Here is a 22,869-nt window from a genome sequence, read left to right on the forward strand (position 1 = left end):
GGGCGGGTTCTCCCGCCCTTTTTATTAACCGCTTCGCTGGTTGATGACTGATACGTCATGCTGCGGGCATAAAAAAAGCCCGCCGAAGCGAGCTTTTTCTGCAACAGACCTGAATTACAGGTTGGTCGCGTTTTCAGACAGGTATTTCGCAACGCCTTCCGGAGATGCGCCCATGCCTTCTTTTCCTTTTTCCCACTGAGCCGGGCAAACTTCACCGTGCTCTTCGTGGAATTGCAGCGCGTCAACCATACGCAGCATTTCATCAACGTTACGGCCCAGTGGCAGATCGTTGACAACCTGATGACGAACAACGCCGTTCTGGTCGATCAGGAAAGAGCCGCGCAGTGCAACGCCTGCGTCCGGATGCTCGATACCGTAAGCTTTCTGGATTTCGCGTTTGATATCAGCAACCATTGCGTATTTCACTTCGCCGATGCCGCCTTTCTCAACCGGAGTTTTACGCCATGCGTTGTGCACGAACTCGGAATCGAAGGAGACACCAACAACTTCAACACCACGCTTCTGGAACTCTTCGTAACGCTTGTCAAAAGCAATCAGCTCAGACGGGCAGACGAAGGTGAAGTCCATTGGCCAAAAGAACACAACGGTGGCTTTACCAGCGGTGTGTTTTTTAAAGTTAAAGTTTTCAACGATTTCACCGTTGCCCAGTACAGCTGCTGCAGTAAAATCAGGGGCTTGACGAGTTACCAGGACCATATTCACTCCTGTAAAAGTGTGAGGTTAATAAAATTTAATGCCCGCAATTATAGAGGGTACGTTACCGCGGGAACCAATGCATAACGCCGATTAATTTGATAGGCGTTACCTATCAAATAGGGTGCATTATCAAGGTAGCCTCATACAATAACCCTTTCTGACAAAAGGGCAAGCAGCAAGTGGTTTCTGGCTGCTTCACAGCTGCTGCTGTGCGGCTTGTGCCATCATGCGCGGATAAAACTGCCAGAACAGTGTGTCAAATTGATGATAATGCGCGACAAAATCCTGATAAGAGTCGCTGAGGGCAGCCAGCCGGGGGCGGCGTGAGGCCATGCCATACAGCACCTTCTCTAAGTAAGCTGCATCGGCATAGTTTTCCATCCAGCGCTCGGTCCATAAATAGCGATTAAGGTTCTGAAAGCGCTCTGGCGTCGACGGTAATTCAGGCTGGATCACCGCGCGTGCCTGGTTGAGGAAAGTTGGCAAGGATATTTCCGGCGCAATCTGTTGCCAGTGGCGCGCGAGAAAATGGTCCCAGATAACATCCAGCGTAATGGGCGCAACGCGATACGTTTCCTCGCGGAAGTAACGGCGCGCGGCGCGGACTTCCGGCAGCGAATCCGTCATGACATCAATACGACGGTGCAACGAAATGCCTTCGGCTACCGGCTGAGGCCAGTCGTTATGCGGGTTGCCGCGGACGAAGTCGGCCATCAGATTGCCGAGCAGCGAACTGTTGGCCAGCGTGGCCAGATGAAGATGAGCAAGAAAGTTCATGCCGGCGAGTATAGCCATTTTACCGCTCAATGGCACGGGCGGCGCGTGCGCCTTCGCCCGGTTACACGATGGTTTATTATCCGTTTCAGCCAGTTGTTTAGAATTGAGCGCTTTTCGGCTAAACTATGCCGCCTGTTTCACACCTGAAGATTGATACCCATGCGCGTTGCCGATTTTTCTTTTGAGTTACCTGAATCTTTGATTGCCCATTACCCGCAGCCACAGCGCAGCGGATGTCGCCTGCTTTCCCTCGACGGGCCGAGCGGTGAACTGACGCATGGGGTATTCACCGATTTGCTGGATAAACTCGAGGCTGGCGATCTGCTGGTATTCAATAATACCCGGGTGATTCCGGCGCGCGTATTCGGACGTAAAGCCAGCGGCGGTAAAATCGAAGTGCTGGTCGAGCGTATGCTCGATGAAAAACGCGTGCTGGCGCATGTGCGCTCTTCTAAATCGCCGAAGCCCGGTGCAGAGTTATTGCTGGGTGAAGATGAAAGCGTGAAAGCGACGATGGTAGCGCGCCATGATGCGCTGTTTGAAATCGAGTTTCACGACGAACGCGCGGTACTCGATATTCTGAACGCCGTCGGCCATATGCCACTGCCGCCGTATATCGACCGTCCTGATGAAGATGCTGACCGTGAGCTGTATCAGACGGTCTACAGCCAGCGTCCGGGCGCGGTTGCCGCGCCGACTGCCGGTCTGCATTTTGACGAGCCGTTGCTGGCTGCGCTGCGTGAGAAAGGCATTGAGATGGCGTTCGTTACGCTGCATGTTGGTGCGGGCACTTTCCAGCCGGTGCGGGTAGAAACCATCGAAGACCATATTATGCATGCCGAATATGCTGAAGTGCCGCAGGATGTCGTCGATGCGGTACTGGCGTGCAAAGCGCGCGGTAAGCGGGTGGTAGCGGTCGGCACCACGTCGGTGCGTTCGCTGGAAAGCGCGGCCAAAGCCAGTCAGGATGCACTGATTGCGCCCTTCTTCGACGATACCAAAATCTTTATCTACCCGGGCTATCACTACCAGGTTGTCGATGCGCTGGTGACCAATTTCCACCTGCCGGAGTCGACGCTGATTATGCTGGTGTCGGCATTTGCAGGTTACCGCCACACCATGCAGGCTTATCAGCAGGCGGTGGCGGAGCAATATCGTTTCTTTAGTTACGGCGATGCGATGTTTATCAGCCGTAATCCGCAGGCCGAAGTCGAAGTGGTCGGCGAGTAATTTATTCCGCCGGGGTTAACCGGGCGGAACCTTTAATCGCGCAGCGCGCGGTTGTTAACATCATCAGACTGTTTCTCTGATGGTCTGGAGGCAATGTGAAGTTTGAACTTGATACTACCGATGGACGCGCCCGTCGCGGACGCCTGGTATTTGATCGTGGCGTGGTAGAAACCCCGGCGTTTATGCCGGTCGGCACCTACGGTACCGTTAAGGGGATGACCCCGGAAGAAGTGCACGAGACCGGCGCGCAGATTATTCTGGGCAACACTTTCCACCTCTGGCTGCGTCCTGGCCAGGAGATCATGAAGCTGCATGGCGACCTGCACGACTTTATGCAGTGGAAAGGCCCGATTCTTACCGACTCCGGCGGTTTTCAGGTATTCAGCCTCGGTGATATCCGTAAGATCACCGAAGCCGGCGTTCATTTCCGTAACCCGATCAATGGCGATCCTATCTTCCTCGATCCGGAAAAATCGATGGAGATTCAGTACGATCTCGGTTCCGATATCGTCATGATCTTTGACGAATGTACGCCTTATCCTGCTGACTGGGATTACGCCAAAAACTCGATGGAAATGTCACTGCGCTGGGCACAACGCAGCCGTGACCGTTTCGATTCGCTCGGCAATAAAAATGCGCTGTTTGGCATTATTCAGGGCGGTGTTTACGAAGATTTACGTGATGTCTCCGTCAAAGGGCTGGTAGAGATTGGCTTTGATGGGTACGCTGTGGGCGGCCTGGCGGTCGGTGAGCCGAAAGAAGATATGCACCGTATTCTGGAGCATGTCTGCCCGCAGATCCCGGAAGACAAGCCGCGCTATCTGATGGGCGTGGGTAAACCTGAGGACCTGGTGGAAGGGGTTCGTCGCGGCGTTGATATGTTCGACTGTGTGATGCCAACCCGTAACGCGCGTAACGGTCATCTGTTTGTGACCGATGGCGTGGTTAAAATCCGCAATGCGAAGTATAAAGATGACACCTCTCCGCTGGATGCCGAATGTGATTGCTACACCTGTCGCAGTTACAGCCGTGCTTACTTGCACCACCTTGATCGCTGTAATGAAATCCTGGGTGCGCGGCTGAACACTATTCATAACTTGCGCTATTACCAGCGTTTGATGGCGGGTTTACGCCAGGCCATCGAAGAGGGTAAATTAGAGTGCTTCGTTACCGAGTTCTATGAACGGAAGGGTAAGGCAGTTCCGCCTTTAACCGTCTGATAATTAAACAATGAGGGAAATTTAATGAGCTTTTTCATTTCTGACGCAGTGGCTGCAGCAGGCGCGCCGTCTCAGGGAAGTCCTTATTCTCTGGTAATCATGCTGGTAGTATTTGGTCTGATTTTCTACTTCATGATCCTGCGTCCGCAGCAGAAGCGTGCGAAAGAGCACAAGAAGCTGATGGACTCCATTGCCAAAGGTGATGAAGTGCTGACCACCGGTGGTCTGGTAGGTCGTGTGACTAAAGTCGCTGAAACCGGTTATGTAGCAATTGCGCTGAACGATACAACGGAAGTTGTGGTCAAACGTGATTTCGTGGCTGCCGTTCTGCCGAAAGGTACGATAAAGGCGCTGTAATTTAGTTTTTCCCTAAGGGAACTGCCGTGTTAAACCGTTATCCTCTGTGGAAGTACATCATGCTGATCGTCGTGATTCTCGTCGGTCTGCTGTACGCACTTCCCAACCTTTATGGTGAGGATCCGGCTGTTCAAATCACTGGCGCGCGCGGTGCCGCCGCCAGTGAGCAAACGCTGGGTCAGATCCAGGAAGCATTAAAACAAGACAATATTCAGAGCAAATCAATTGCGCTGGAAAACGGTGCCATTCTGGCGCGTTTCGCTAATACGGATGTGCAGCTGCGCGCCCGCGAAGCGATTATGAAGGTTCTTGGCGAGAATTACGTTGTCGCACTTAACCTCGCACCAGCAACGCCAGCCTGGCTGAGTCTGCTGGGGGCAGAGCCGATGAAACTCGGCCTTGACCTGCGTGGCGGTGTTCACTTCCTGATGGAAGTGGATATGGATACCGCACTGGGTAAACTGCAGGAACAGAATACCGACAGCCTGCGTAGCGACCTGCGTGACAAAAATATTCCTTACACTAACGTTCGTAAAATTGATAACTACGGTGTGGAAGTGCGTTTCCGTGACGCCAGCGCCCGTAATGATGCGGTGCAGTACTTAACTTCCCGCCATCGCGATCTGGTTATCAGCAACAGCGGCAGTAATGCACTGCGTGCTGTGATGAGTGACGAGCGTATGCGTGAAGCGCGTGAGTATGCGGTTCAGCAAAACATCAATATTTTACGTAATCGTGTTAACCAGCTTGGCGTGGCCGAGCCACTGGTGCAGCGTCAGGGCTCTGACCGCATCGTGGTAGAGCTGCCAGGGATTCAGGATACTGCGCGTGCGAAAGAGATTCTTGGCGCAACCGCAACTCTGGAATTCCGTCTGGTCAACACCAGCGTCGATCAGTCTGCGGCGGCTTCTGGCCGTGTGCCTGGTGACTCTGAAGTTAAAAACACCCGTGAAGGGCAGCCGGTTGTGCTGTACAAGCGTGTGATTTTGACCGGTGACCATATTACCGATTCCACTTCCAGTACCGATGAGTACAACCAGCCACAGGTGAATATTTCACTGGACAGCGCTGGCGGTAACATCATGTCCAACTTCACCAAGGACAATATTGGTAAACCAATGGCAACGCTGTTTGTTGAGTACAAAGACAGCGGTAAGAAAGATGCCACCGGTCGCGCCATCCTTGAGAAGCAGGAAGAGGTGATCAACGTTGCGAATATCCAGTCTCGTCTGGGTAACAGCTTCCGTATTACCGGTATCAATAACCCGAACGAAGCGCGTCAACTGTCGTTGCTGCTGCGTGCCGGTGCGCTGATCGCGCCAATTCAGATCGTTGAAGAGCGGACTATCGGCCCGACCATGGGTGCACAGAACATCACACAGGGTCTGGAAGCGTGCTTGTGGGGTCTGCTGGCATCTATCGTGTTTATGGTGGTTTACTACCGTAAGTTTGGTGTGATTGCTACCTCGGCGCTGATTGCTAACCTGGTGTTAATCATCGGGGTGATGTCGCTGCTGCCGGGTGCCACGCTCACCATGCCAGGTATCGCGGGTATTGTCTTGACGCTGGCGGTGGCGGTTGATGCCAACGTACTGATCAATGAACGTATCAAAGAAGAGCTGAAGAATGGTCGGTCGATTCAACAATCGATTCATGAAGGTTATAAAGGTGCGTTCTCCAGTATCGTCGATGCTAACGTAACCACCCTGATTACCGCCGTCATTCTGTACGCTGTGGGTACCGGTTCGATTAAAGGCTTTGCGATCACTACCGCCATCGGCGTGGTGACCTCAATGTTCACTGCAATTGTCGGTACACGTGCCATCGTCAACCTGTTGTACGGCGGCAAACGCATCAACAAGCTGTCTATTTGAGGAGTGCGTTGTGGCACAGGACTATAGCGTTGAACAACTAAACTACGGGCGTAAAGTTCATGACTTTATGCGCTGGGATAAACTGGCTTTCACCATTTCCGGGTTGCTGTTGGTCGCTGCGGTGATCATTATGGGCGTGCGCGGATTTAACTGGGGGCTTGATTTCACCGGCGGTACAGTCATTGAAATTACCCTCGAGAAGCCTGCCGATCTGGACTCCCTGCGTGGGGCGCTGGTGAATTCCGGTTTCGCCGAACCGCAGGTGCAGAACTTTGGCAGCAGCCGTGACGTTTTGGTGCGCATGTCGCCAAATGAAGGCAATGCGGGTCAGGAGTTAGGCAGCAAGGTGGTGACGATTATCAATCAGGCGACTGAGCAAAATGCGACGGTTAAGCGTATTGAGTTCGTCGGCCCTAGCGTGGGCAGCGATCTGGCGCAGGCGGGCAGCATGGCGCTGCTGGTAGCGCTGATTGCGATTCTGATTTACGTCGGTTTCCGCTTTGAGTGGCGACTGGCGCTGGGTGCGGTATTAGCACTGGCGCACGACGTGATCATCACCATGGGTATTCTCTCGCTGTTCCATGTCGAGATTGACCTGACCATTATTGCCTCACTGATGTCGGTTATCGGTTACTCGCTGAACGACAGTATCGTGGTATCGGACCGTATTCGTGAGAACTTCCGCAAAATCCGTCGCGGCACGCCTTACGATATCGTTAACGTCTCACTGACCCAGACGCTGAGCCGTACCATTATGACTTCCGCTACCACGTTAGTGGTGGTGCTGATGCTGTATATCTTCGGTGGCGCACTGCTGGAAGGCTTCTCGCTGACCATGCTGATTGGTGTTTCAATCGGTACCGTCTCTTCCATCTACGTCGCCTCTGCGCTGGCGTTGAAACTGGGCATGAAGCGTGAGCACATGATCCAGCAGAAAGTGGATAAAGAAGGTGCGGATCAACCGTCGATTCTGCCTTAACAGCGGAACCGCACGGTTAATAAAAAGCCACGCATTTGCGTGGCTTTTTTTATTGCGCTGGCGGCGGCGTAACCGGCGAGGTTGCCGCGGCGGGCATGACATCATGCACCCGCACGTAGCCAAGCTGTTCCGGCTGAATACCGCTTAAACGCAGTGGCACGGTAGCATCGGCTCTGGGTAGCAAAGTAGAGGGAACTTCAATCGTTTGCGACTGGCTGTCGACCGCCAGCGGTTTTCCGGTGGTCGGATCGAGTTCGCCCCATTCAACTTTAATCGTCATTGGTACCAGCCGTTGCTCGCTTGCCGCGCGGATATGTAACAGCGCGCGGGTGCCGTTGGCTTCCGCTTCGACATGACTTAATGACAGCCGCAGCTGCCCGGCATTACTTTGTAATACGACGGCGGTATTAGCTGACGGCAGTAGCCATGCGCCATTGGCTACACCATTGTTAAGCAAGCGCTGCTGCTCAAGCATCGACGCCTGATCGGTCAGCTGACGCAATTCCTGATTAAGTTTACCCACTTCATTGTGCAGTTGATTGACTGCGGGTGGCTTCGGTGCTGCGCAACCGGCCAGCATGATCACCATTGCCAGTAATGCGGGTTTGTACCGCTTATTCCTTTCCATCTCGCCTCCACGTCTCGCGATAGCTTGAAAACAGGACTGTTTCAGTTATCAGTTAAGCATAGCGGAATTTACGCCATTTCTTTTGCACTGCTGCGCGGAATGCGCAACTGAGGCAAAGTAGCCGGAAAGGCAAGGAAAGCCAAATGCGGTTATTTTGTTGAACGGCACTTCGCGCTACACTGTTGAACAATTTGCTGAATTATCAGGAAGCATCATGCATTGCCCATTCTGTTCTGCTGTGGATACCAAAGTGATTGACTCCCGTCTGGTGGGTGAGGGTACTTCGGTGCGCCGCCGTCGTCAGTGTCTGGTATGTCATGAGCGCTTTACCACTTTCGAAGTGGCAGAGCTGGTGATGCCGCGTGTGGTCAAGAGCAATGATATTCGCGAACCTTTTAACGAAGATAAACTGACCAGCGGCCTGATGAAGGCACTGGAAAAGCGCCCGGTTAATTCTGATGACGTGGAAAACGCCATAAGTCATATTAAAACCCAGCTGCGCGCTACCGGCGAGCGCGAAGTGCCGAGCAAGATGATTGGCAATCTGGTAATGGACGAGCTGAAAAAGCTGGATAAAGTGGCTTACATTCGTTTTGCCTCGGTTTATCGCAGCTTTGAAGATATCCGTGAATTTGGCGAAGAGATCGCCCGCTTACAGGATTAAGCCATGCGAGATGAATTTTACATGGCCCGTGCGCTGGAGCTGGCGCGCCGGGGCAGATTTACCACCACGCCGAACCCCAATGTTGGCTGTGTGATTGTTCGTGACGGCGAGATTGTCGGTGAGGGCTGGCATCAGCGCGCCGGGGAGCCGCACGCTGAAGTGCATGCGCTGCGCATGGCCGGTGATAAAGCCAAAGGCGCGACCGCTTACGTTACGCTCGAACCCTGTAGCCACTTTGGCCGCACGCCCCCCTGCTGTGATGCGCTGATTACTGCTGGCGTGCAGCGTGTGGTCGCCGCCATGCAGGACCCTAACCCTGAAGTGGCTGGGCGCGGGCTTTATCGTCTGAAGCAGGCGGGCATTGAGGTCAGTCATGGCCTGATGAGCCATGAAGCCGAAGCCCTTAATCGCGGCTTTCTTAAGCGTATGCGCACCGGTTTTCCGTGGGTACAGCTTAAACTGGGTGCCTCACTGGATGGTCGCACGGCGATGGCCAGCGGCGAAAGCCAGTGGATCACCTCACCGCAGGCGCGGCGTGATGTGCAGCGACTGCGGGCGCAGAGTTCGGCGATTCTCAGCAGCAGCGCCACGGTTCTGGCAGACGATCCGTCATTGACGGTGCGCTGGGAAGAGCTGGACAGCGCCAGCCACGCAGCTTATGCCGCAGAAGATTTACATCAGCCGCTGCGGGTGATTATTGACAGTCAGAACCGCGTGACGCCACAGCACCGCCTGATTAACCTGCCGGGTAACAGCCTGCTGGCGCGTTTGCAGCCGGATCGGCAAGCCTGGCCAGAGAGCGTGGAACAGCTGAAAGTTCCGGCGCTGAATCAGCGTATCGATTTGGTCTCTTTATTAATGCTGTTGGGCAAACGTCAGGTAAATACCCTGTGGGTTGAAGCCGGAGCCAGTCTGGCAGGTGCATTGTTGACCGCTGGTGTGGTCGACGAGGTGATAGTATACCTTGCGCCAAAATTATTGGGTGACCATGCGCGCGGCCTGTGTCATCTGCCTGGGCTAACGCAACTGGCTGATGCACCAGAATTTTCTTTTAGCGATGTCCGTCAGGTTGGGCCAGATTTGCGCCTGACGCTGAGTCCTCGCTAGCGGCCTGCGGAAAAGCGGAAGCAGACCGACGAAGAGTATGATAGAATCCGCCCCCCTGCGGGGCCAAACAGAACCCTGAAAGGACTAATATGAAGATTATCGAAGCAGCTGTTGCCACTCCCGACGCTCGCGTTGCAATTGTTATCGCGCGCTTTAACAACTTCATCAATGAAAGCCTGCTGAGCGGCGCAATTGACGCGCTGAAGCGTATCGGCCAGGTAAAAGATGAAAATATCACTGTCGTCTGGGTTCCAGGTGCTTATGAATTACCGATTACCGCGCGTGCGCTGGCGAAAGCCGGTAAACATGACACGGTAATCGCGCTCGGCACGGTAATCCGTGGCGGCACCGCGCACTTTGAATATGTTGCTGGTGAAGCCAGCTCTGGCCTGGCAAGTGTTGCGATGAACAGCGACATTCCGGTGGCTTTCGGTGTTCTGACTACCGAAAACATCGAGCAGGCCATTGAGCGCGCCGGCACCAAAGCGGGTAACAAAGGCGCAGAAGCTGCGCTGACTGCACTCGAAATGATTAATGTATTGAAAGCCATCAAAGCCTGATTTTTTGTAAGGGGAATTTTGTGAAACCTGCTGCACGTCGCCGCGCCCGTGAGTGCGCTGTCCAGGCGCTTTACTCCTGGCAGCTGTCTAAAAACGACATCGCTGATGTCGAATACCAGTTTCTGGCGGAACAAGACGTCAAAGACGTCGATATCAACTATTTCCGTGAGTTAGTGGGCGGCGTTGCAACCAACAGCGCATACCTCGACGGTCTGATGAAGCCTTACCTGTCGCGTCAGCTGGAAGAGCTGGGCCAGGTGGAAAAAGCCATCCTGCGTATTTCGCTGTTTGAACTGAGTAAGCGCTCCGATGTGCCTTACAAAGTGGCCATCAATGAAGGTATCGAGCTGGCGAAAATATTTGGTGCTGAAGACAGCCACAAATTCGTCAACGGCGTACTGGATAAAGCAGGCCCGGCAATTCGCCCTAATCGCAAATAATCAATTCAGGCCGGTTCTCCGGCCTTTTCTTTAAGTCTTAGCGGAACGCATTTATGGCATGTGGCGAATTCGAACTTATCGCACGTTATTTTAATCGTGTGACAAGCTCTCGTCGCGATGTGGAAAAAGGCATTGGCGACGACTGCGCGTTACTCAACGTAGCGGAAAAACAAACCCTCGCAATAAGCACTGACACGCTGGTTGAAGGCATTCACTTTTTACGTGATATCCATCCTGCTGATTTAGGTTATAAAGCGCTGGCGGTGAATCTGAGCGATCTGGCGGCAATGGGCGCCGATCCGGCGTGGTTAACGCTGGCGATCACCCTGCCGGAAGTTGATGAAAGCTGGCTGAAAGCCTTCAGCGACAGCCTGTTTGAGCTGCTGGATTACTACGATATGCAGCTGATTGGCGGGGATACCACCCGCGGCCCGCGCAGCCTGACCTTGGGTATTCATGGTCTGGTGCCGGTGGGTCGAGCGCTGAAACGTTCTGGTGCGCGTCCCGGTGACTGGATCTATGTAACCGGTACGCTGGGCGACAGTGCGGCGGGTCTGGCGCTGTTACAGCATCATATTCGCATCGCCGATCCTGCTGCCTGTGAAGCGCTGATCAAACGTCATTTGCGTCCGATGCCGCGTGTGCTGCAAGGTCAGGCGCTGCGCGATCTGGCCAGCTCGGCGATTGATATCTCTGACGGGCTGATGTCAGATCTGGGGCATATCCTGAAAGCCAGTGACTGCGGCGCACGGATCAATCTCGATGCGCTGCCGCTGTCGCCGGTACTGGTCGACAATATTGAGATGCAGCAGGCGCTGCGCTGGGCATTAACCGGTGGCGAAGATTACGAGTTGTGCTTTACCGTGCCGGAAATTAACCGCGGTGCGCTGGATGTGGCGCTGGGTCATCATGGCGTGCCCTATACCTGTATTGGTCAGATTGCACCGGTTTCGGAAGGGGTGAAGCTGATGGAGCAGGGCAAAGCCGTTGAGTTTGATTTGAAAGGATTCGACCATTTTGCCGCGCGCTAAAGCGGCGGCAATCTTTAAACCTTCAGGTCACCACCGGCCGTTATAATCATCGTATTGTGACTCCCTTACTCTGTGAGGGAGTGAGCACATTATTCAGAGATCAAACACTTTCCTCCCCTTGATGATATTTTCAATGATTTACCATAGTGACTATTGAGTAACGTTACTAGATCTGGTTATGATTCTGCCAGAAAGGAGACGCCTTTCTTTAATTCGATGGATAACCAGATAACAAGGACAGTAACATGCGTAAAGCAACGCTCATCTTATCTTTAGCAGCCTTATTGGCTGTCAACACCTCAGCCAAAGCCGAAAGTAACCATACGTTTTCTGCCGGTTACGCCTCAAACGATTTTCTCAATTCCAAAGGCTTTAACACCAAATATATCTATGACAACAGCGATTTACCCGTCGGCTGGGCTGGCTCATTCACCAGTACCTGGAACGAGCAGGATATGGGCTTTAGCAAAATGAAGTTCAATTATTATTCGCTGACCACGGGTCCGGCACTGCGCGTGGCTGATTTTGTCACGCTGTATGCGTTGGCCGGGGCAAGTAAAGGGCAACTGTCATACAGTCACAGTGACGCGAAAAGTGATACTTACGGCTTTACCTGGGGCCTGGGTGTTCAGGTTGATTTGATACAAAATCTGGTGCTGGATGCCGGTTACGAGCGTAGTAGCCTGGCACCGAGAAAGAGCTATGATAAAGACGATAAACGCACCCAGATGAATGTCTGGACAGTGGGTGTGGGTTACCGTTTCTGATCGTGATGGCTCGCACGGGCGGCGTCAGCGCCGCCCTGAAATTGAGTGGCATGCAGCTACTCAAACCCCACTAAATGGTGCGGATGATAAACCGTTTCCAGCTCGGCAATCTCTTCACTGCTGAGTTCCACATCCACGGCTTTAACTAAATCTTCCAGCTGTCCGGCGCGTGAAGCGCCGATAATTGGCGCGGTGACGGCCGGTTTACTCAGCATCCACGCCAGCGCGATTTGCGCCCGGCTGACGCCTCTAGCCTCTGCAATGACTGCAACGCGTTCAGCGATGGCCGCATCGTTCTCTTCACTCTGATTATACAGGGTATTGCCATACTCATCCGATACCGAACGCGCGGTAGTTTCACCCCACGGGCGGGTCAAACGGCCGCGCGCCAGTGGGCTCCAGGGCAATACGGCGATATTTTCTGCCTGGCAAAGTGGATGCATTTCGCGCTCTTCTTCGCGCTGAATCAGATTGTACTGATCCTGCATGGAAGCAAAACGCGTCCAGCCGTGCAGATCGGCGGTATACAGCGCTTTGGCAAACTGCCAGGCGTACATTGATGAAGCACCGATGTGGCGCGCTTTACCGGCTTTTACCACCTCATGCAGCGCTTCCAGCGTCTCTTCCAGCGGGGTGTGATAGTCCCAGCGGTGAATTTGCAGCAGATCGACATAATCCATACCGAGCCGCGACAGGCTGTCATCAATCGACTGCAGAATATTTTTTCGCGACAGACCGCCGGGCAGATTACTCATTGGAAAATAGACTTTAGTGGCGACAACGATCTCGTCACGACGAGCATAGTCACGCAGTGCGCGTCCAACAATCTCTTCGCTACTGCCATCAGAGTAGCTATTAGCGGTATCGAAGAAGTTGATACCGGCTTCCAGCGCCTGCTTGATTAGCGGCCTGCTGCTCTCTTCCGGTAATGTCCACGCGTGCTTGCCGCGTTCGGGCTCGCCATAGGTCATACAGCCCAGGCAGAGACGGGAAACCTGCAGATCGGTGCTGCCTAATTGGATGGTTTTCATAAGTGCTCCTGCTATTCAGCTTACGGGCTTTCCAGCCAGATGATTTTTATAAGCATAGCAGGTGAGACGCTCCCCGAACGGGGAGCGCATTGACAGGTTACTGTGCCAGCCAGCTGGCGATTTGTGCGCGAATACCCTCGGCATCCAGCTGGAAATCATGACGCACTTCATCCTGGGTGCCTTGCGGAATAAACCGATCCGGCAGACCAATATTCAGCACCGGCACCGGGCGACGTTTAGCCATCAGCAGCTCGTTAACGCCGCTGCCCGCACCGCCTTTGATTGCGCCTTCCTCCAGCGTAATCAGCGATTCGTGGCTGGCAGCCAGCTCAAGAATCAATGCCTCATCCAGCGGTTTAACAAAACGCATATCGACCAGAGTGGCATTCAGCGCTTCGGCGGCGGCCTGCGCTTCCGGCAGCAGCGTACCGAAGTTCAGAATCGCCAGCTTTTCACCGCTGCGTTTCTTCACGCCTTTACCCAGTGGCAGCCCGGCCAGAGGTTCCAGCGTTGCGCCGGTGCCGTTACCACGTGGATAACGCACTGCGCTCGGGCCATCATTGTAGTGGAAGCCGGTATACAGCATCTGACGACACTCATTTTCATCGCTCGGCGTCATAATCAGCATGTCGGGAATACAACGCAGGAAAGCGATATCGAACGCGCCCTGGTGGGTTTGCCCGTCGGCACCGACAATGCCGCCGCGATCAATGGCAAACAGTACCGGTAATTTCTGGATCGCCACATCGTGAATGAGCTGATCGTAAGCGCGTTGCAGGAAGGTAGAGTAGATCGCGACCACCGGCTTATAGCCACCAATCGCCAGCCCTGCAGCAAAGGTCACCGCATGCTGTTCCGCAATTGCCACATCAAAATATTGTCCAGGATAGTTGCGGGAAAACTCAACCATTCCCGAGCCTTCACGCATCGCTGGCGTCACCGCCATTAATTTAGCGTCGTCAGCGGCGGTTTCGTTCAGCCAGTTACCGAAAATCTTCGAGTAGCTTGGCAGTCCTTCCGCGCTTTTTGGCAGCAGGCCGCTGGCCGGATCGAATTTCGGAACCGCATGCCAGCTAATCGGATCTTTTTCAGCCGGTGCGTAGCCTTTGCCTTTTTTGGTCATAATATGCAGGAACTGCGGGCCTTTCAGGTCACGCATATTCTTCAGCGTATTCACCAGCGCCAGCACATCATGGCCGTCAACCGGACCGATATAGTTGAAGCCGAGCTCTTCAAACAGCGTACCCGGCACCACCATACCTTTCAGATGCTCTTCGGTGCGTTTCACCAGCTCTTTGATCGGTGGCAGACCGTCCAGCACTTTTTTGCCGCTCTCACGCAAGCGCGAGTAGGTTTTGCCGGAGAGGATCTGCGCCAGGCGATTGTTCAGTGCGCCAACGTTTTCTGAAATCGACATTTCGTTGTCGTTCAGCACCACCAGTAAATCGGCTTTGATATCGCCTGCATGGTTCATCGCTTCAAAAGCCATGCCGGCAGTGATGGCACCATCGCCAATCACGCAGGCGGTACGGCGGCCTTTACCTTCTTTGCCAGCTGCCACGGCCATGCCGAGACCTGCACTGATCGAGGTGGAAGAGTGGCCGACGCACAGCACGTCGAATTCGCTCTCTTCACGCCACGGGAAAGGGTGTAAACCGTTTTTCTGCCGGATGGTGCCGATACGATCGCGACGTCCGGTCAGGATTTTGTGCGGGTAAGCCTGATGGCCAACGTCCCACACCAGGTGATCGAACGGCGTGTTGTAGACATAGTGCAATGCCACCGTAAGCTCTACCACGCCAAGGCCGGAAGCAAAATGTCCGCTGGAGCGGCTTACGCTGTCGAGCAAATATTGCCGCAGCTCATCACACAGCTTCGGCAGGCTCTCTTTCGGTAACAAACGTAACTCTTGCACCGAACTTGCCAGAGCTAATGTCGGGTATTTTGCAATATCAAAACTCATCAGAGACTCATCGTGGCAGTTATTTATCGCGTTCAATTATGAAACTTGCTAACGCTTGTAATGACGTTGTATTAAATGATTGCGCAGCAAGCGTTTCCAGAGCGCTGAGCGACTCCTGATAGAGGTCCCAGGCCTTTGAGCGGGCATTTTCCAGCCCCATTAACGCCGGATAGGTACTTTTACCTAAATCCTGGTCGGCACCCTGACGTTTGCCCAGCACGGCGGTGTCCCCGACCACATCCAGAATATCGTCCTGAACCTGGAAGGCTAAGCCGACCGCATTGGCATAGCGATCGAGCGCAGGCATCGCCTGGCGTCCACGTTCACCTGCGGTTAATGCACCTAAGCGCACGGCGGAGCGGATCAACGCGCCAGTTTTATGGCGATGAATCTGCTCCAGTGCGGTTAAATCAATTTGCTTACCTTCGGCTGCCAGATCAAGCGCCTGACCGCCGCACATTCCAGCCACACCGCTGGCCTGCGCCAGTTCAGAGATCATCGCAATACGATCCACGGCGCTGACTCCCGGCATTGGTTGATCTGCGAGGATGGTAAACGCCAGTGTTTGCAGGGCATCGCCCGCCAGAATCGCCGTCTCTTCACCGAATTTAATATGACAGGTGGGTTGACCACGACGCAGGCTGTCGTTGTCCATTGCCGGTAGATCGTCGTGGATCAGGGAGTATGCATGAATACATTCCACCGCCGCCGCTGGGGCATCCAGGCTGGCCGGGTCGGCTTTTAACATCTCACCGGTCGCGTAAACCAGAAACGGACGTAATCTTTTGCCGCCCAATAATGCGCCATATTCCATGGCCTTCACCAGAGGAGAACTCTGAAAAGGCAGTGGCGCCAGCATGCGGCTCAGCGCGCCATTTACGCGCTGGTGATAGGCATCAAGTAAACTGGCGAAATCCATCATTCACTTTCCGGAGTGAAAGGAGAGAGTTCTGCATCTTTGTCGTCGCTCAGTAAAATCTGGACGCGCTGCTCGGCCTGCTGCAGTTTTTGCTGACCTGTACGCGCCAGTTGCACGCCGCGCTCAAATTCGTTCAGCGCCTCTTCCAGCGGCAGATCACCACTTTCCAGACGAGTGACAATCTGTTCAAGCTGCTGCAGTGAGGTCTCAAAACTGGCGGGCTGTTCGGCTTTTTTCGGCATAATACGTATCGGCTCAGTGGTTTTTCATCATCTTGCTGGCAGCTATGGTAGCCGACTGGAATTAATTAGCAAAATAATGATATGGGCGGCGGTTGCTGAAGCAGTCGCCAGTCAAAGGTGGTATACTTTCGCGCCTCGGATGCAAAGGGCTCAGGCTACTTTGCAATACATTGATTTTAACAGCTAAGTGCTGTGCTTTTCAGCCCTTAATTGCCTAACGAACCTGTGCCGCCATGAAGTTTATCATTAAATTGTTCCCCGAAATCACAATCAAGAGCCAATCTGTGCGCTTGCGCTTCATCAAAATACTGACGGGGAATATTCGTAACGTTCTCAAGCACCACGATGACTCGCTGGCGGTCGTTCGCCATTGGGATCATATTGAAGTTCGCTCTAAAAACGAAGAGCTGCGCAGCACCATTGTTGATCTGCTGACGCGAATTCCCGGTATTCATCACATTCTGGCCGTCGAAGACCGCGCTTATACCGATGTTCATGACATCTTCGAGCAGACGCTGGAGCTAAATCGTGAGCGTATTGAAGGCAAAACCTTCTGCGTGCGCGTAAAACGCCGTGGTAAGCACGAGTTTAGCTCACAGGACGTCGAACGCTATGTCGGTGGTGGACTGAATCAGCATGTCGCCAGCGCACAGGTGAAACTCAATCAGCCACAGGTGACGGTTAATCTGGAGATTGAAAACGATCGCCTGCTGCTGGTCACTGGCCGCTATGAAGGTATTGGTGGCTTCCCGATCGGTACTCAGGAAGATGTACTGTCACTGATCTCCGGTGGTTTTGACTCTGGCGTTTCCAGCTATATGCTGATGCGTCGTGGCTGCCGTGTGCACTACTGTTTCTTCAATCTTGGCGGTGCAGCGCATGAAATTGGCGTACGTCAGGTCGCACACTACCTGTGGAATCGCTTTGGCAGCTCGCACCGGGTACGGTTTGTGGCGATCAACTTTGAACCGGTAGTCGGTGAGATTCTGGAAAAAGTCGATGATGGCCAGATGGGCGTGGTGCTGAAGCGTATGATGGTACGTGCGGCTTCGCGCGTGGCTGAGCGTTACGGCGTACAGGCGCTGGTGACCGGTGAGGCACTGGGTCAGGTTTCCAGCCAGACGCTGACTAACCTGCGGCTGATCGATAATGCCAGCGATACCTTAATTCTGCGTCCGCTGATTTCGCACGACAAAGAGCATATCATCAATCTGGCGCGCCATATCGGCACCGAAGATTTCGCCCGTACCATGCCGGAATACTGTGGTGTTATTTCGAAAAGCCCGACGGTGAAAGCGGTGAAGGCGAAGATTGAAGCGGAAGAGCAGAACTTCGATTTTGCCATTCTCGACCAGGTGGTGCAGGAAGCGACCAATGTTGATATCCGCGAAATCGCTACCCAGACGCAGGAAGAGGTGGTGGAAGTTGAAACCGTTGCCTCATTTAGCGCAAATGATGTGGTGCTGGATATTCGCTCAATCGATGAGCAGGACGACAAACCGCTGGAGATTGAGGGGATGGAAGTGAAATCGCTGCCGTTCTACAAGCTCAGCAGCCAGTTTGGCGACCTCGATCAGAGTAAAACCTGGTTGCTGTACTGTGATCGTGGCGTGATGAGCCGTTTACAGGCGCTGTATCTGCACGAACAGGGCTTTAAAAACGTGAAGGTTTATCGCCCATAGTTCTGAACGGGCGGCGTTTATGTACGCCGCCCGTTGTTAATGGCTGCCTTATTCTACCCACTCGCGATAATCAAAAATCCCGGCGGCTAACACCAGCTGCGACGCTACTTCGTGTGCTTTCTCCTTGCCGACCAACAAATCAATCAGCTTCAGCGCAAAATCAATCGCCGTACCCGGCCCCTGGCTGGTCAGTAAGTTAACGCGCGGATCCCATACCACGCGGCGATCCATCCATTTTTCTGCTGGTATGGTCTCTTTCAGGCCCGGATAACCGGTCATATTACCGACCGGAAACAGATCATGGGGAACCAGCACCGTCCCGGCGGCGGCACAGATAGCGGCAACAATGCGGCCGGAAAGATGAAACTGACGCACGCTTTCCACCAGCAGCGGGCTGTCGCGGAAAGTTTCGGCGCCCTTCAGGCCACCGGGCAGCACGATGGCCGCAAAGTCATTATCCGCCACTTCTACCAGTGGCGCATCGGCCAGCAGGCGCACGCCGCGTGAGCAGACTATTTCGCGTTCACCATTACTCTCCACGCTGGCGGTGGTGACGTTCAGGCCGCCACGAACCAGTAAGTCGATGGTAGTGACCGCTTCAGTTTCCTCAGTTCCATGTGCCAGGCAAACCAGCACCGATGCGTTCGCGCTCATAATCTTGCTCCTTTCGCTTAATCAATTCATACAGACGACTGTTTTCCGGCGTAGCAATCCCCTGGGCGCGTGCGCGACGTAGCAGATAGCCGGTAATATATTCAATTTCCGTGCGGCGTTCGGCGCGGATATCTTGCAGCATCGACGAGGTATTCCCGGCGGTGCTTTCGATGACCGCGAGAACATAATCCAGCAGGCTGTCCGGCGAGGTGTGCTGGCCTTCGCGTTCCATAACGGTGGCAATTTCTTCGCACAGGCGCACGATCTGCTCGCGGTGTGCCAGCAGGTCGCCATTGCTACAGTTCCAGATCACCGTCAACGGGTTTATCACGCAGTTAACTGCCAGCTTCTGCCAGCTGGCCGACGCCATATGATTATGCCAGGCAACGTCAGGCAGCGCCTGATGCAGCACTTCCGCCAGATCGCTCAGCCCGGCACTTTCTGGCGTGCCGGGGCCGATATGGGTGACACCGTTGGCAACATGAATAATCACGGTGCCATCACGTTTAGCGGCATGGGTAGTAATACCTTGCAGAATCGGCTGTGGCAGATCTTTCAGCTCATCCAGCGTGCCCATGCCGTTATGCAGCAGTAAAATCGGGCAGTCAGCAGGTAACTGTGTTTGCAGGCTGCGCAAGGCTTCAGAAACCTGCCACGCCTTAAGCGTCACCAGTAATAATTCGGTTTGCGCCAAAAACTGCGGATCGTTGGCAATCCAGGTCTGATTAACCGTATTGCCTTCAAGGTCGATAATGTTCGCAGAACAGTAGGGCTGCGGAACTCTCAGCCATCCCTGAACGTCATTTCCCTGTTTATGGAGGGCAGATAACCAAATTTGCCCCAACGCACCGCAACCCAGAACGGTAATTTTCATTATTCCTCCCCGCGTACGGGTTTATACACTGCGCCTCACCCGGCACAGTTTTAATTATAGCTTTCTCTGCTGGCGGTTTTCTTTGAACCAGACAACCGAGTATTATGCATGTCACTTTAGAATCTGGAGAATAAATCATGCCATCTTTCGATATTGTTTCTGAAATCGACATGCAAGAAGTACGCAATGCGGTGGAAAATGCCAACCGCGAGCTGTCCACCCGCTTTGATTTTCGTAACGTTACCGCCAGCTTTGAGCTGAATGAGCAAAACGAATCGATAAAAGTGATCAGTGAATCAGATTTCCAGGTAAAACAGCTGGTGGATATCCTGCGCGAGAAGCTGCTGAAGCGTGGTATCGAGGGTGCCTCACTCGATGTGGCAGAGCAGATTGAACATAGCGGTAAAACCTGGAGCGTCGAAGCCAAAATGAAACAGGGCATCGAGACCGAAATGGCGAAGAAGATCGTTAAGCTGATCAAAGACAGCAAAATTAAAGTGCAGTCGCAGATTCAGGGCGATGAAGTGCGGGTTAACGGTAAGTCGCGTGATGATTTGCAGAGCGCGATGGCGTTAGTGCGCAATGGCGATTTGGGACAGCCGTTCCAGTTCAAAAACTTCCGCGACTGATAACAGAGGCGGCGAAATCGACTGCCGCCTTAACATAAAGTTTGCGTAGCGGCGGCGTTTACGCCGCCGAAAACGACTACGCCGAGGCTACCAGCGCCTCTAACTCAACGCGGTTGGTCATCTTGCTGTCAATTTTAACATACGCACTTTTCTCTTCCGGCACGATAAACACTGCCGCGACGCCAGGCTGTGCTTTCAGCCGCTGCTCAACTTTCTCGAAACTGCCCTGAGCATCATTGAGCGTAATGCGCAAACTGCTGACGTAAGGCGGTTCATGCATACTGAAGCTGACAAACAGCCACACCGCGGCCAGCACTGCACCCAGCAGGAAAACGCTCTGCGCATCAACATTGCCAAAAATCCAGCCGCCAAGGCTACCGCCAATCGCCACGCCAATAAACTGGCTGGTGGAGTAAACCCCCATCGCCGTCCCTTTGTAGCCCGGAGGTGACTCTTTACTGATCAGCGACGGCAAAATCGCCTCCATCAGATTGAAGGCGAGGAAGAACAGCTGCACGCCAAACACCAGGGTCCAGAAGTGGTTACCTGCGCCCCACAGCACAATCTCAGCTATCAGGATCAGCGCCACGCAGCCGACAAAAACGCGCTTCATACGGCGTTTCACTTCCGCATAGATGATAAACGGGATCACAGCGGCAAAGGCAATCAGCATGGTAGCCAGATAGACTTTCCAGTGCTGCTCAGGCGGAAAACCGGCCTGTTCAAATTGTCCAGGTAGCGCGACGAAACTCGACATCAACAGAATGTGCAGGCAAAGGATGCCAAAATTGAGCTTCAGCAGGCGTGGATTAGCCAGCACCTCACGAATACTGGCTTTGACCATGCCGGATTCACGATTCAACACATGGTGCGTCGAGGAGGGCACCACCAGCAGGGTGATCACGATGCCGAGTGTTGCGAGGATGGCAATCATCCAGAACAGCGCATGCAGGCCCAACGCATGAGTGACAATTGGGCCGACCACCATCGCAATGGCAAAAGTAACACCAAAACTGATGCCGATAAATGCCATCGCTTTGGTGCGATTCTGTTCGCGAGTTAAATCCGACAACAGCGCCATTACCGCAGCCGCAATCGCGCCGGAGCCTTGTAAAGCACGGCCAAGAATGACTCCCCAGATGGAGGTGGTGCAGGCGGCAATCACGCTACCCAGCACAAACACTAACAGCCCGCCAACGATCAGCGGTTTACGGCCAATACGGTCTGAAAGCAGGCCAAAGGGAATCTGGAAGATAGCTTGCGCCAGCCCGTAAATACCAATCGCCAGCCCAATCAGCGCTTCGCTGGCTCCCTGTAACGCCATGCCATAAGTGGTCAGTACCGGTAAGACCATAAACATTCCCAGCATACGCAGGGAAAAAACGGTCCCTAAACCCCAGGTCGCGCGTAGCTCGACTGGAGTCATTTTATTATCGTTCATTAAAACCTCAGTTAGAGTCTATTCCACCAGGTACTATTGGTCAGGCGAATAACCTGATGGAATAGCATCTTCATTCATTGGGTCATTTTAAGTATCAGGGCAGGGCAGGTAAAACATAAGTGTTTAAGCAGTGGTAACAAAAAGAAAGGGCGCGATAAACGCGCCCTTAGTGATGTGCTTTGTCGTTACCAGACGTAAGTCAGCAGATCTTTAGAGGCAGGAGCCATAAAGTCTACAGACATCATCACGCTCAGTGAGGTAATGGCGACGATGGAGAAGACAAACAGTTTACGAGCCCAAACGCGATCGTTTGAAGTGTTGTAACCTTTCAGTGCCATCCCCAGCCACCACACGCTCACCGCAGCTGCAACCACCAGATATTTGTAACCCGCGTAACCGCTGAGGGTCAGCATCAGCGTGGCTACCATAAACGCGATGATATACACCGTGATATGGTGTTTTGCCACCGAAATGCCTTTTACCACTGGCAGAACCGGGATATTCGCTGCCTGATAATCTTTAAAGCGGAAGATAGCAATCGCATAGGAATGCGGCATCTGCCACAGGCTAAAGATAGCCAGCAGGATCAATGCTCCGGCATCAAACTCGTTGGTCACCGCACAGTAGCCGATAACCGGCGGCGCTGCGCCGGAAAGACTACCGACTAACGTGCCGTATACTGATTTACGCTTCATATACAGACTGTATACGCCGACATAAACCACGAAGCCCATCACCGCCAGCCACATGGCCAGCGGATTAGCGCCAAGGTACAGCAACGCAAAGCCAGCAATACCCAGAACGGTTGCATAAACCAGGATTACTGTCGGCGAGATAAGTCCTTTGACCATCACTCGGTTTTTCGTTCTCTCCATTTTTTTGTCGATATCGCGGTCGATAAAGTTGTTGTAAACACAACCTGATGCGACCACCAGAGAGACACCGACTAAGGTGGTGAGAAACAGGGAATAATCGATGTTGCCCTTAGAGGCCAACAGGAATCCCCCGATGACAGAAATTAAATTTCCGAAAATAATTCCTGGTTTCGTTACTTGCAGGTATTGCTTAATCATCACAGGCGAC

Annotated in this window: 24 protein-coding genes; 13 read left to right on the forward strand and 11 right to left on the reverse strand. The window is 53.4% G+C overall.

Translation table 11 applies throughout. The features are described from left to right. Nucleotides 1-114 precede the first annotated feature (114 nt). Both RIN69_RS05455 and RIN69_RS05460 read right to left on the reverse strand, forming a co-directional pair. Nucleotides 115-717, reverse strand: a complete 603-nt coding sequence (locus tag RIN69_RS05455) for a peroxiredoxin C (protein ID WP_313856085.1) — start codon at nt 715-717, stop codon at nt 115-117. A 195-nt stretch (nt 718-912) separates the two neighbouring features. Beyond that, nucleotides 913-1,494: an ACP phosphodiesterase gene (locus RIN69_RS05460; protein WP_313857612.1), complete on the reverse strand. Its 582-nt coding sequence runs from the start codon at nt 1,492-1,494 to the stop codon at nt 913-915. Nucleotides 1,495-1,653: 159 nt separating this feature from the next. Here RIN69_RS05460 and queA point away from each other — a divergent pair, with 159 nt between their 5' ends. The 5 genes from queA to secF all read left to right on the forward strand — a co-directional run bounded on the left by queA (nt 1,654) and on the right by secF (nt 7,154). Beyond that, on the forward strand, nt 1,654-2,724 hold the full coding sequence (gene queA, locus RIN69_RS05465) for a tRNA preQ1(34) S-adenosylmethionine ribosyltransferase-isomerase QueA (protein ID WP_313856086.1): 1,071 nt from the start codon (nt 1,654-1,656) through the stop codon (nt 2,722-2,724). Between the two features lie 95 nt (nt 2,725-2,819). After that, nucleotides 2,820-3,944: a tRNA guanosine(34) transglycosylase Tgt gene (gene tgt / locus RIN69_RS05470; RefSeq protein ID WP_313856087.1), complete on the forward strand. Its 1,125-nt coding sequence runs from the start codon at nt 2,820-2,822 to the stop codon at nt 3,942-3,944. A gap of 24 nt (nt 3,945-3,968) precedes the next feature. Continuing rightward, nucleotides 3,969-4,301 (forward strand): preprotein translocase subunit YajC, encoded by a 333-nt coding sequence (gene yajC, locus RIN69_RS05475; RefSeq protein ID WP_313856088.1) that lies wholly within the window; start codon nt 3,969-3,971, stop codon nt 4,299-4,301. A gap of 26 nt (nt 4,302-4,327) precedes the next feature. After that, nucleotides 4,328-6,175 carry a protein translocase subunit SecD gene (secD, locus tag RIN69_RS05480; protein WP_313856089.1) on the forward strand — a complete coding sequence of 616 codons (1,848 nt, stop codon included), beginning with the start codon at nt 4,328-4,330 and terminating at the stop codon, nt 6,173-6,175. Nucleotides 6,176-6,185: 10 nt separating this feature from the next. Then, nucleotides 6,186-7,154: a protein translocase subunit SecF gene (secF, locus tag RIN69_RS05485; protein ID WP_313856090.1), complete on the forward strand. Its 969-nt coding sequence runs from the start codon at nt 6,186-6,188 to the stop codon at nt 7,152-7,154. A 49-nt stretch (nt 7,155-7,203) separates the two neighbouring features. On the opposite strand, the gene RIN69_RS05490 is transcribed toward secF, so the two are convergent. Beyond that, nucleotides 7,204-7,782 (reverse strand): SadB/YajI family lipoprotein, encoded by a 579-nt coding sequence (locus RIN69_RS05490; RefSeq protein ID WP_313856091.1) that lies wholly within the window; start codon nt 7,780-7,782, stop codon nt 7,204-7,206. A 214-nt stretch (nt 7,783-7,996) separates the two neighbouring features. On the opposite strand from RIN69_RS05490, the gene nrdR reads away from it, so the two are divergent. The 6 genes from nrdR to RIN69_RS05520 all read left to right on the forward strand — a co-directional run bounded on the left by nrdR (nt 7,997) and on the right by RIN69_RS05520 (nt 12,351). Then, the gene (nrdR, locus tag RIN69_RS05495; RefSeq protein ID WP_026111667.1) at nt 7,997-8,446 is read left to right on the forward strand and encodes a transcriptional regulator NrdR; all 450 of its coding nucleotides are present in this window, start codon (nt 7,997-7,999) and stop codon (nt 8,444-8,446) included. 3 nt (nt 8,447-8,449) lie between these two features. Further along, nucleotides 8,450-9,553 (forward strand): bifunctional diaminohydroxyphosphoribosylaminopyrimidine deaminase/5-amino-6-(5-phosphoribosylamino)uracil reductase RibD, encoded by a 1,104-nt coding sequence (ribD, locus tag RIN69_RS05500; RefSeq protein ID WP_313856093.1) that lies wholly within the window; start codon nt 8,450-8,452, stop codon nt 9,551-9,553. Nucleotides 9,554-9,642: 89 nt separating this feature from the next. Further along, on the forward strand, nt 9,643-10,113 hold the full coding sequence (ribH, locus tag RIN69_RS05505; protein WP_052899253.1) for a 6,7-dimethyl-8-ribityllumazine synthase: 471 nt from the start codon (nt 9,643-9,645) through the stop codon (nt 10,111-10,113). Between the two features lie 20 nt (nt 10,114-10,133). After that, nucleotides 10,134-10,553 (forward strand): transcription antitermination factor NusB, encoded by a 420-nt coding sequence (gene nusB / locus RIN69_RS05510; protein ID WP_313856094.1) that lies wholly within the window; start codon nt 10,134-10,136, stop codon nt 10,551-10,553. A gap of 53 nt (nt 10,554-10,606) precedes the next feature. Then, nucleotides 10,607-11,584, forward strand: a complete 978-nt coding sequence (gene thiL, locus RIN69_RS05515; RefSeq protein ID WP_313856097.1) for a thiamine-phosphate kinase — start codon at nt 10,607-10,609, stop codon at nt 11,582-11,584. A 245-nt stretch (nt 11,585-11,829) separates the two neighbouring features. Beyond that, complete coding sequence (locus RIN69_RS05520; protein WP_313856099.1) at nt 11,830-12,351, forward strand: Ail/Lom family outer membrane beta-barrel protein; 522 nt, start codon at nt 11,830-11,832, stop codon at nt 12,349-12,351. Nucleotides 12,352-12,407: 56 nt separating this feature from the next. Here RIN69_RS05520 and RIN69_RS05525 read toward each other — a convergent pair whose 3' ends face one another. The 4 genes from RIN69_RS05525 to xseB form a co-directional block, all read right to left on the reverse strand. Further along, a complete protein-coding gene (locus RIN69_RS05525; protein WP_313856101.1) occupies nt 12,408-13,382 on the reverse strand; it encodes an aldo/keto reductase in 975 nt (324 codons plus the stop codon). 97 nt (nt 13,383-13,479) lie between these two features. Then, the gene (dxs, locus tag RIN69_RS05530; RefSeq protein WP_313856103.1) at nt 13,480-15,345 is read right to left on the reverse strand and encodes a 1-deoxy-D-xylulose-5-phosphate synthase; all 1,866 of its coding nucleotides are present in this window, start codon (nt 15,343-15,345) and stop codon (nt 13,480-13,482) included. Nucleotides 15,346-15,364: 19 nt separating this feature from the next. Next, nucleotides 15,365-16,264 carry a (2E,6E)-farnesyl diphosphate synthase gene (ispA, locus tag RIN69_RS05535; protein ID WP_313857613.1) on the reverse strand — a complete coding sequence of 300 codons (900 nt, stop codon included), beginning with the start codon at nt 16,262-16,264 and terminating at the stop codon, nt 15,365-15,367. Further along, nucleotides 16,264-16,506 carry an exodeoxyribonuclease VII small subunit gene (gene xseB, locus RIN69_RS05540; RefSeq protein ID WP_313856104.1) on the reverse strand — a complete coding sequence of 81 codons (243 nt, stop codon included), beginning with the start codon at nt 16,504-16,506 and terminating at the stop codon, nt 16,264-16,266. Before xseB ends, ispA begins: the two co-directional genes overlap by 1 nt. 233 nt (nt 16,507-16,739) lie before the next feature. On the opposite strand from xseB, the gene thiI reads away from it, so the two are divergent. Beyond that, nucleotides 16,740-18,188, forward strand: coding sequence for a tRNA uracil 4-sulfurtransferase ThiI (thiI, locus tag RIN69_RS05545; RefSeq protein ID WP_313856105.1), 1,449 nt, complete (start codon nt 16,740-16,742; stop codon nt 18,186-18,188). Nucleotides 18,189-18,236: 48 nt separating this feature from the next. On the opposite strand, the gene yajL is transcribed toward thiI, so the two are convergent. Then, on the reverse strand, nt 18,237-18,842 hold the full coding sequence (gene yajL, locus RIN69_RS05550; RefSeq protein WP_313856107.1) for a protein deglycase YajL: 606 nt from the start codon (nt 18,840-18,842) through the stop codon (nt 18,237-18,239). Beyond that, nucleotides 18,796-19,716 carry a 2-dehydropantoate 2-reductase gene (gene panE, locus RIN69_RS05555; RefSeq protein WP_313856109.1) on the reverse strand — a complete coding sequence of 307 codons (921 nt, stop codon included), beginning with the start codon at nt 19,714-19,716 and terminating at the stop codon, nt 18,796-18,798. Before panE ends, yajL begins: the two co-directional genes overlap by 47 nt. Nucleotides 19,717-19,853: 137 nt before the next feature. Here panE and RIN69_RS05560 point away from each other — a divergent pair, with 137 nt between their 5' ends. Next, nucleotides 19,854-20,345, forward strand: a complete 492-nt coding sequence (locus tag RIN69_RS05560) for a YajQ family cyclic di-GMP-binding protein (RefSeq protein WP_313856111.1) — start codon at nt 19,854-19,856, stop codon at nt 20,343-20,345. Nucleotides 20,346-20,421: 76 nt separating this feature from the next. Here RIN69_RS05560 and RIN69_RS05565 read toward each other — a convergent pair whose 3' ends face one another. Both RIN69_RS05565 and cyoE read right to left on the reverse strand, forming a co-directional pair. Then, nucleotides 20,422-21,786, reverse strand: a complete 1,365-nt coding sequence (locus RIN69_RS05565; protein ID WP_313856113.1) for an MFS transporter — start codon at nt 21,784-21,786, stop codon at nt 20,422-20,424. 185 nt (nt 21,787-21,971) lie between these two features. Next, complete coding sequence (gene cyoE, locus RIN69_RS05570; RefSeq protein WP_052899265.1) at nt 21,972-22,859, reverse strand: heme o synthase; 888 nt, start codon at nt 22,857-22,859, stop codon at nt 21,972-21,974. Nucleotides 22,860-22,869 lie beyond the last annotated feature (10 nt).

Source organism: Winslowiella toletana, assembly GCF_032164335.1.
Lineage (GTDB): Bacteria > Pseudomonadota > Gammaproteobacteria > Enterobacterales > Enterobacteriaceae > Erwinia > Erwinia toletana_A.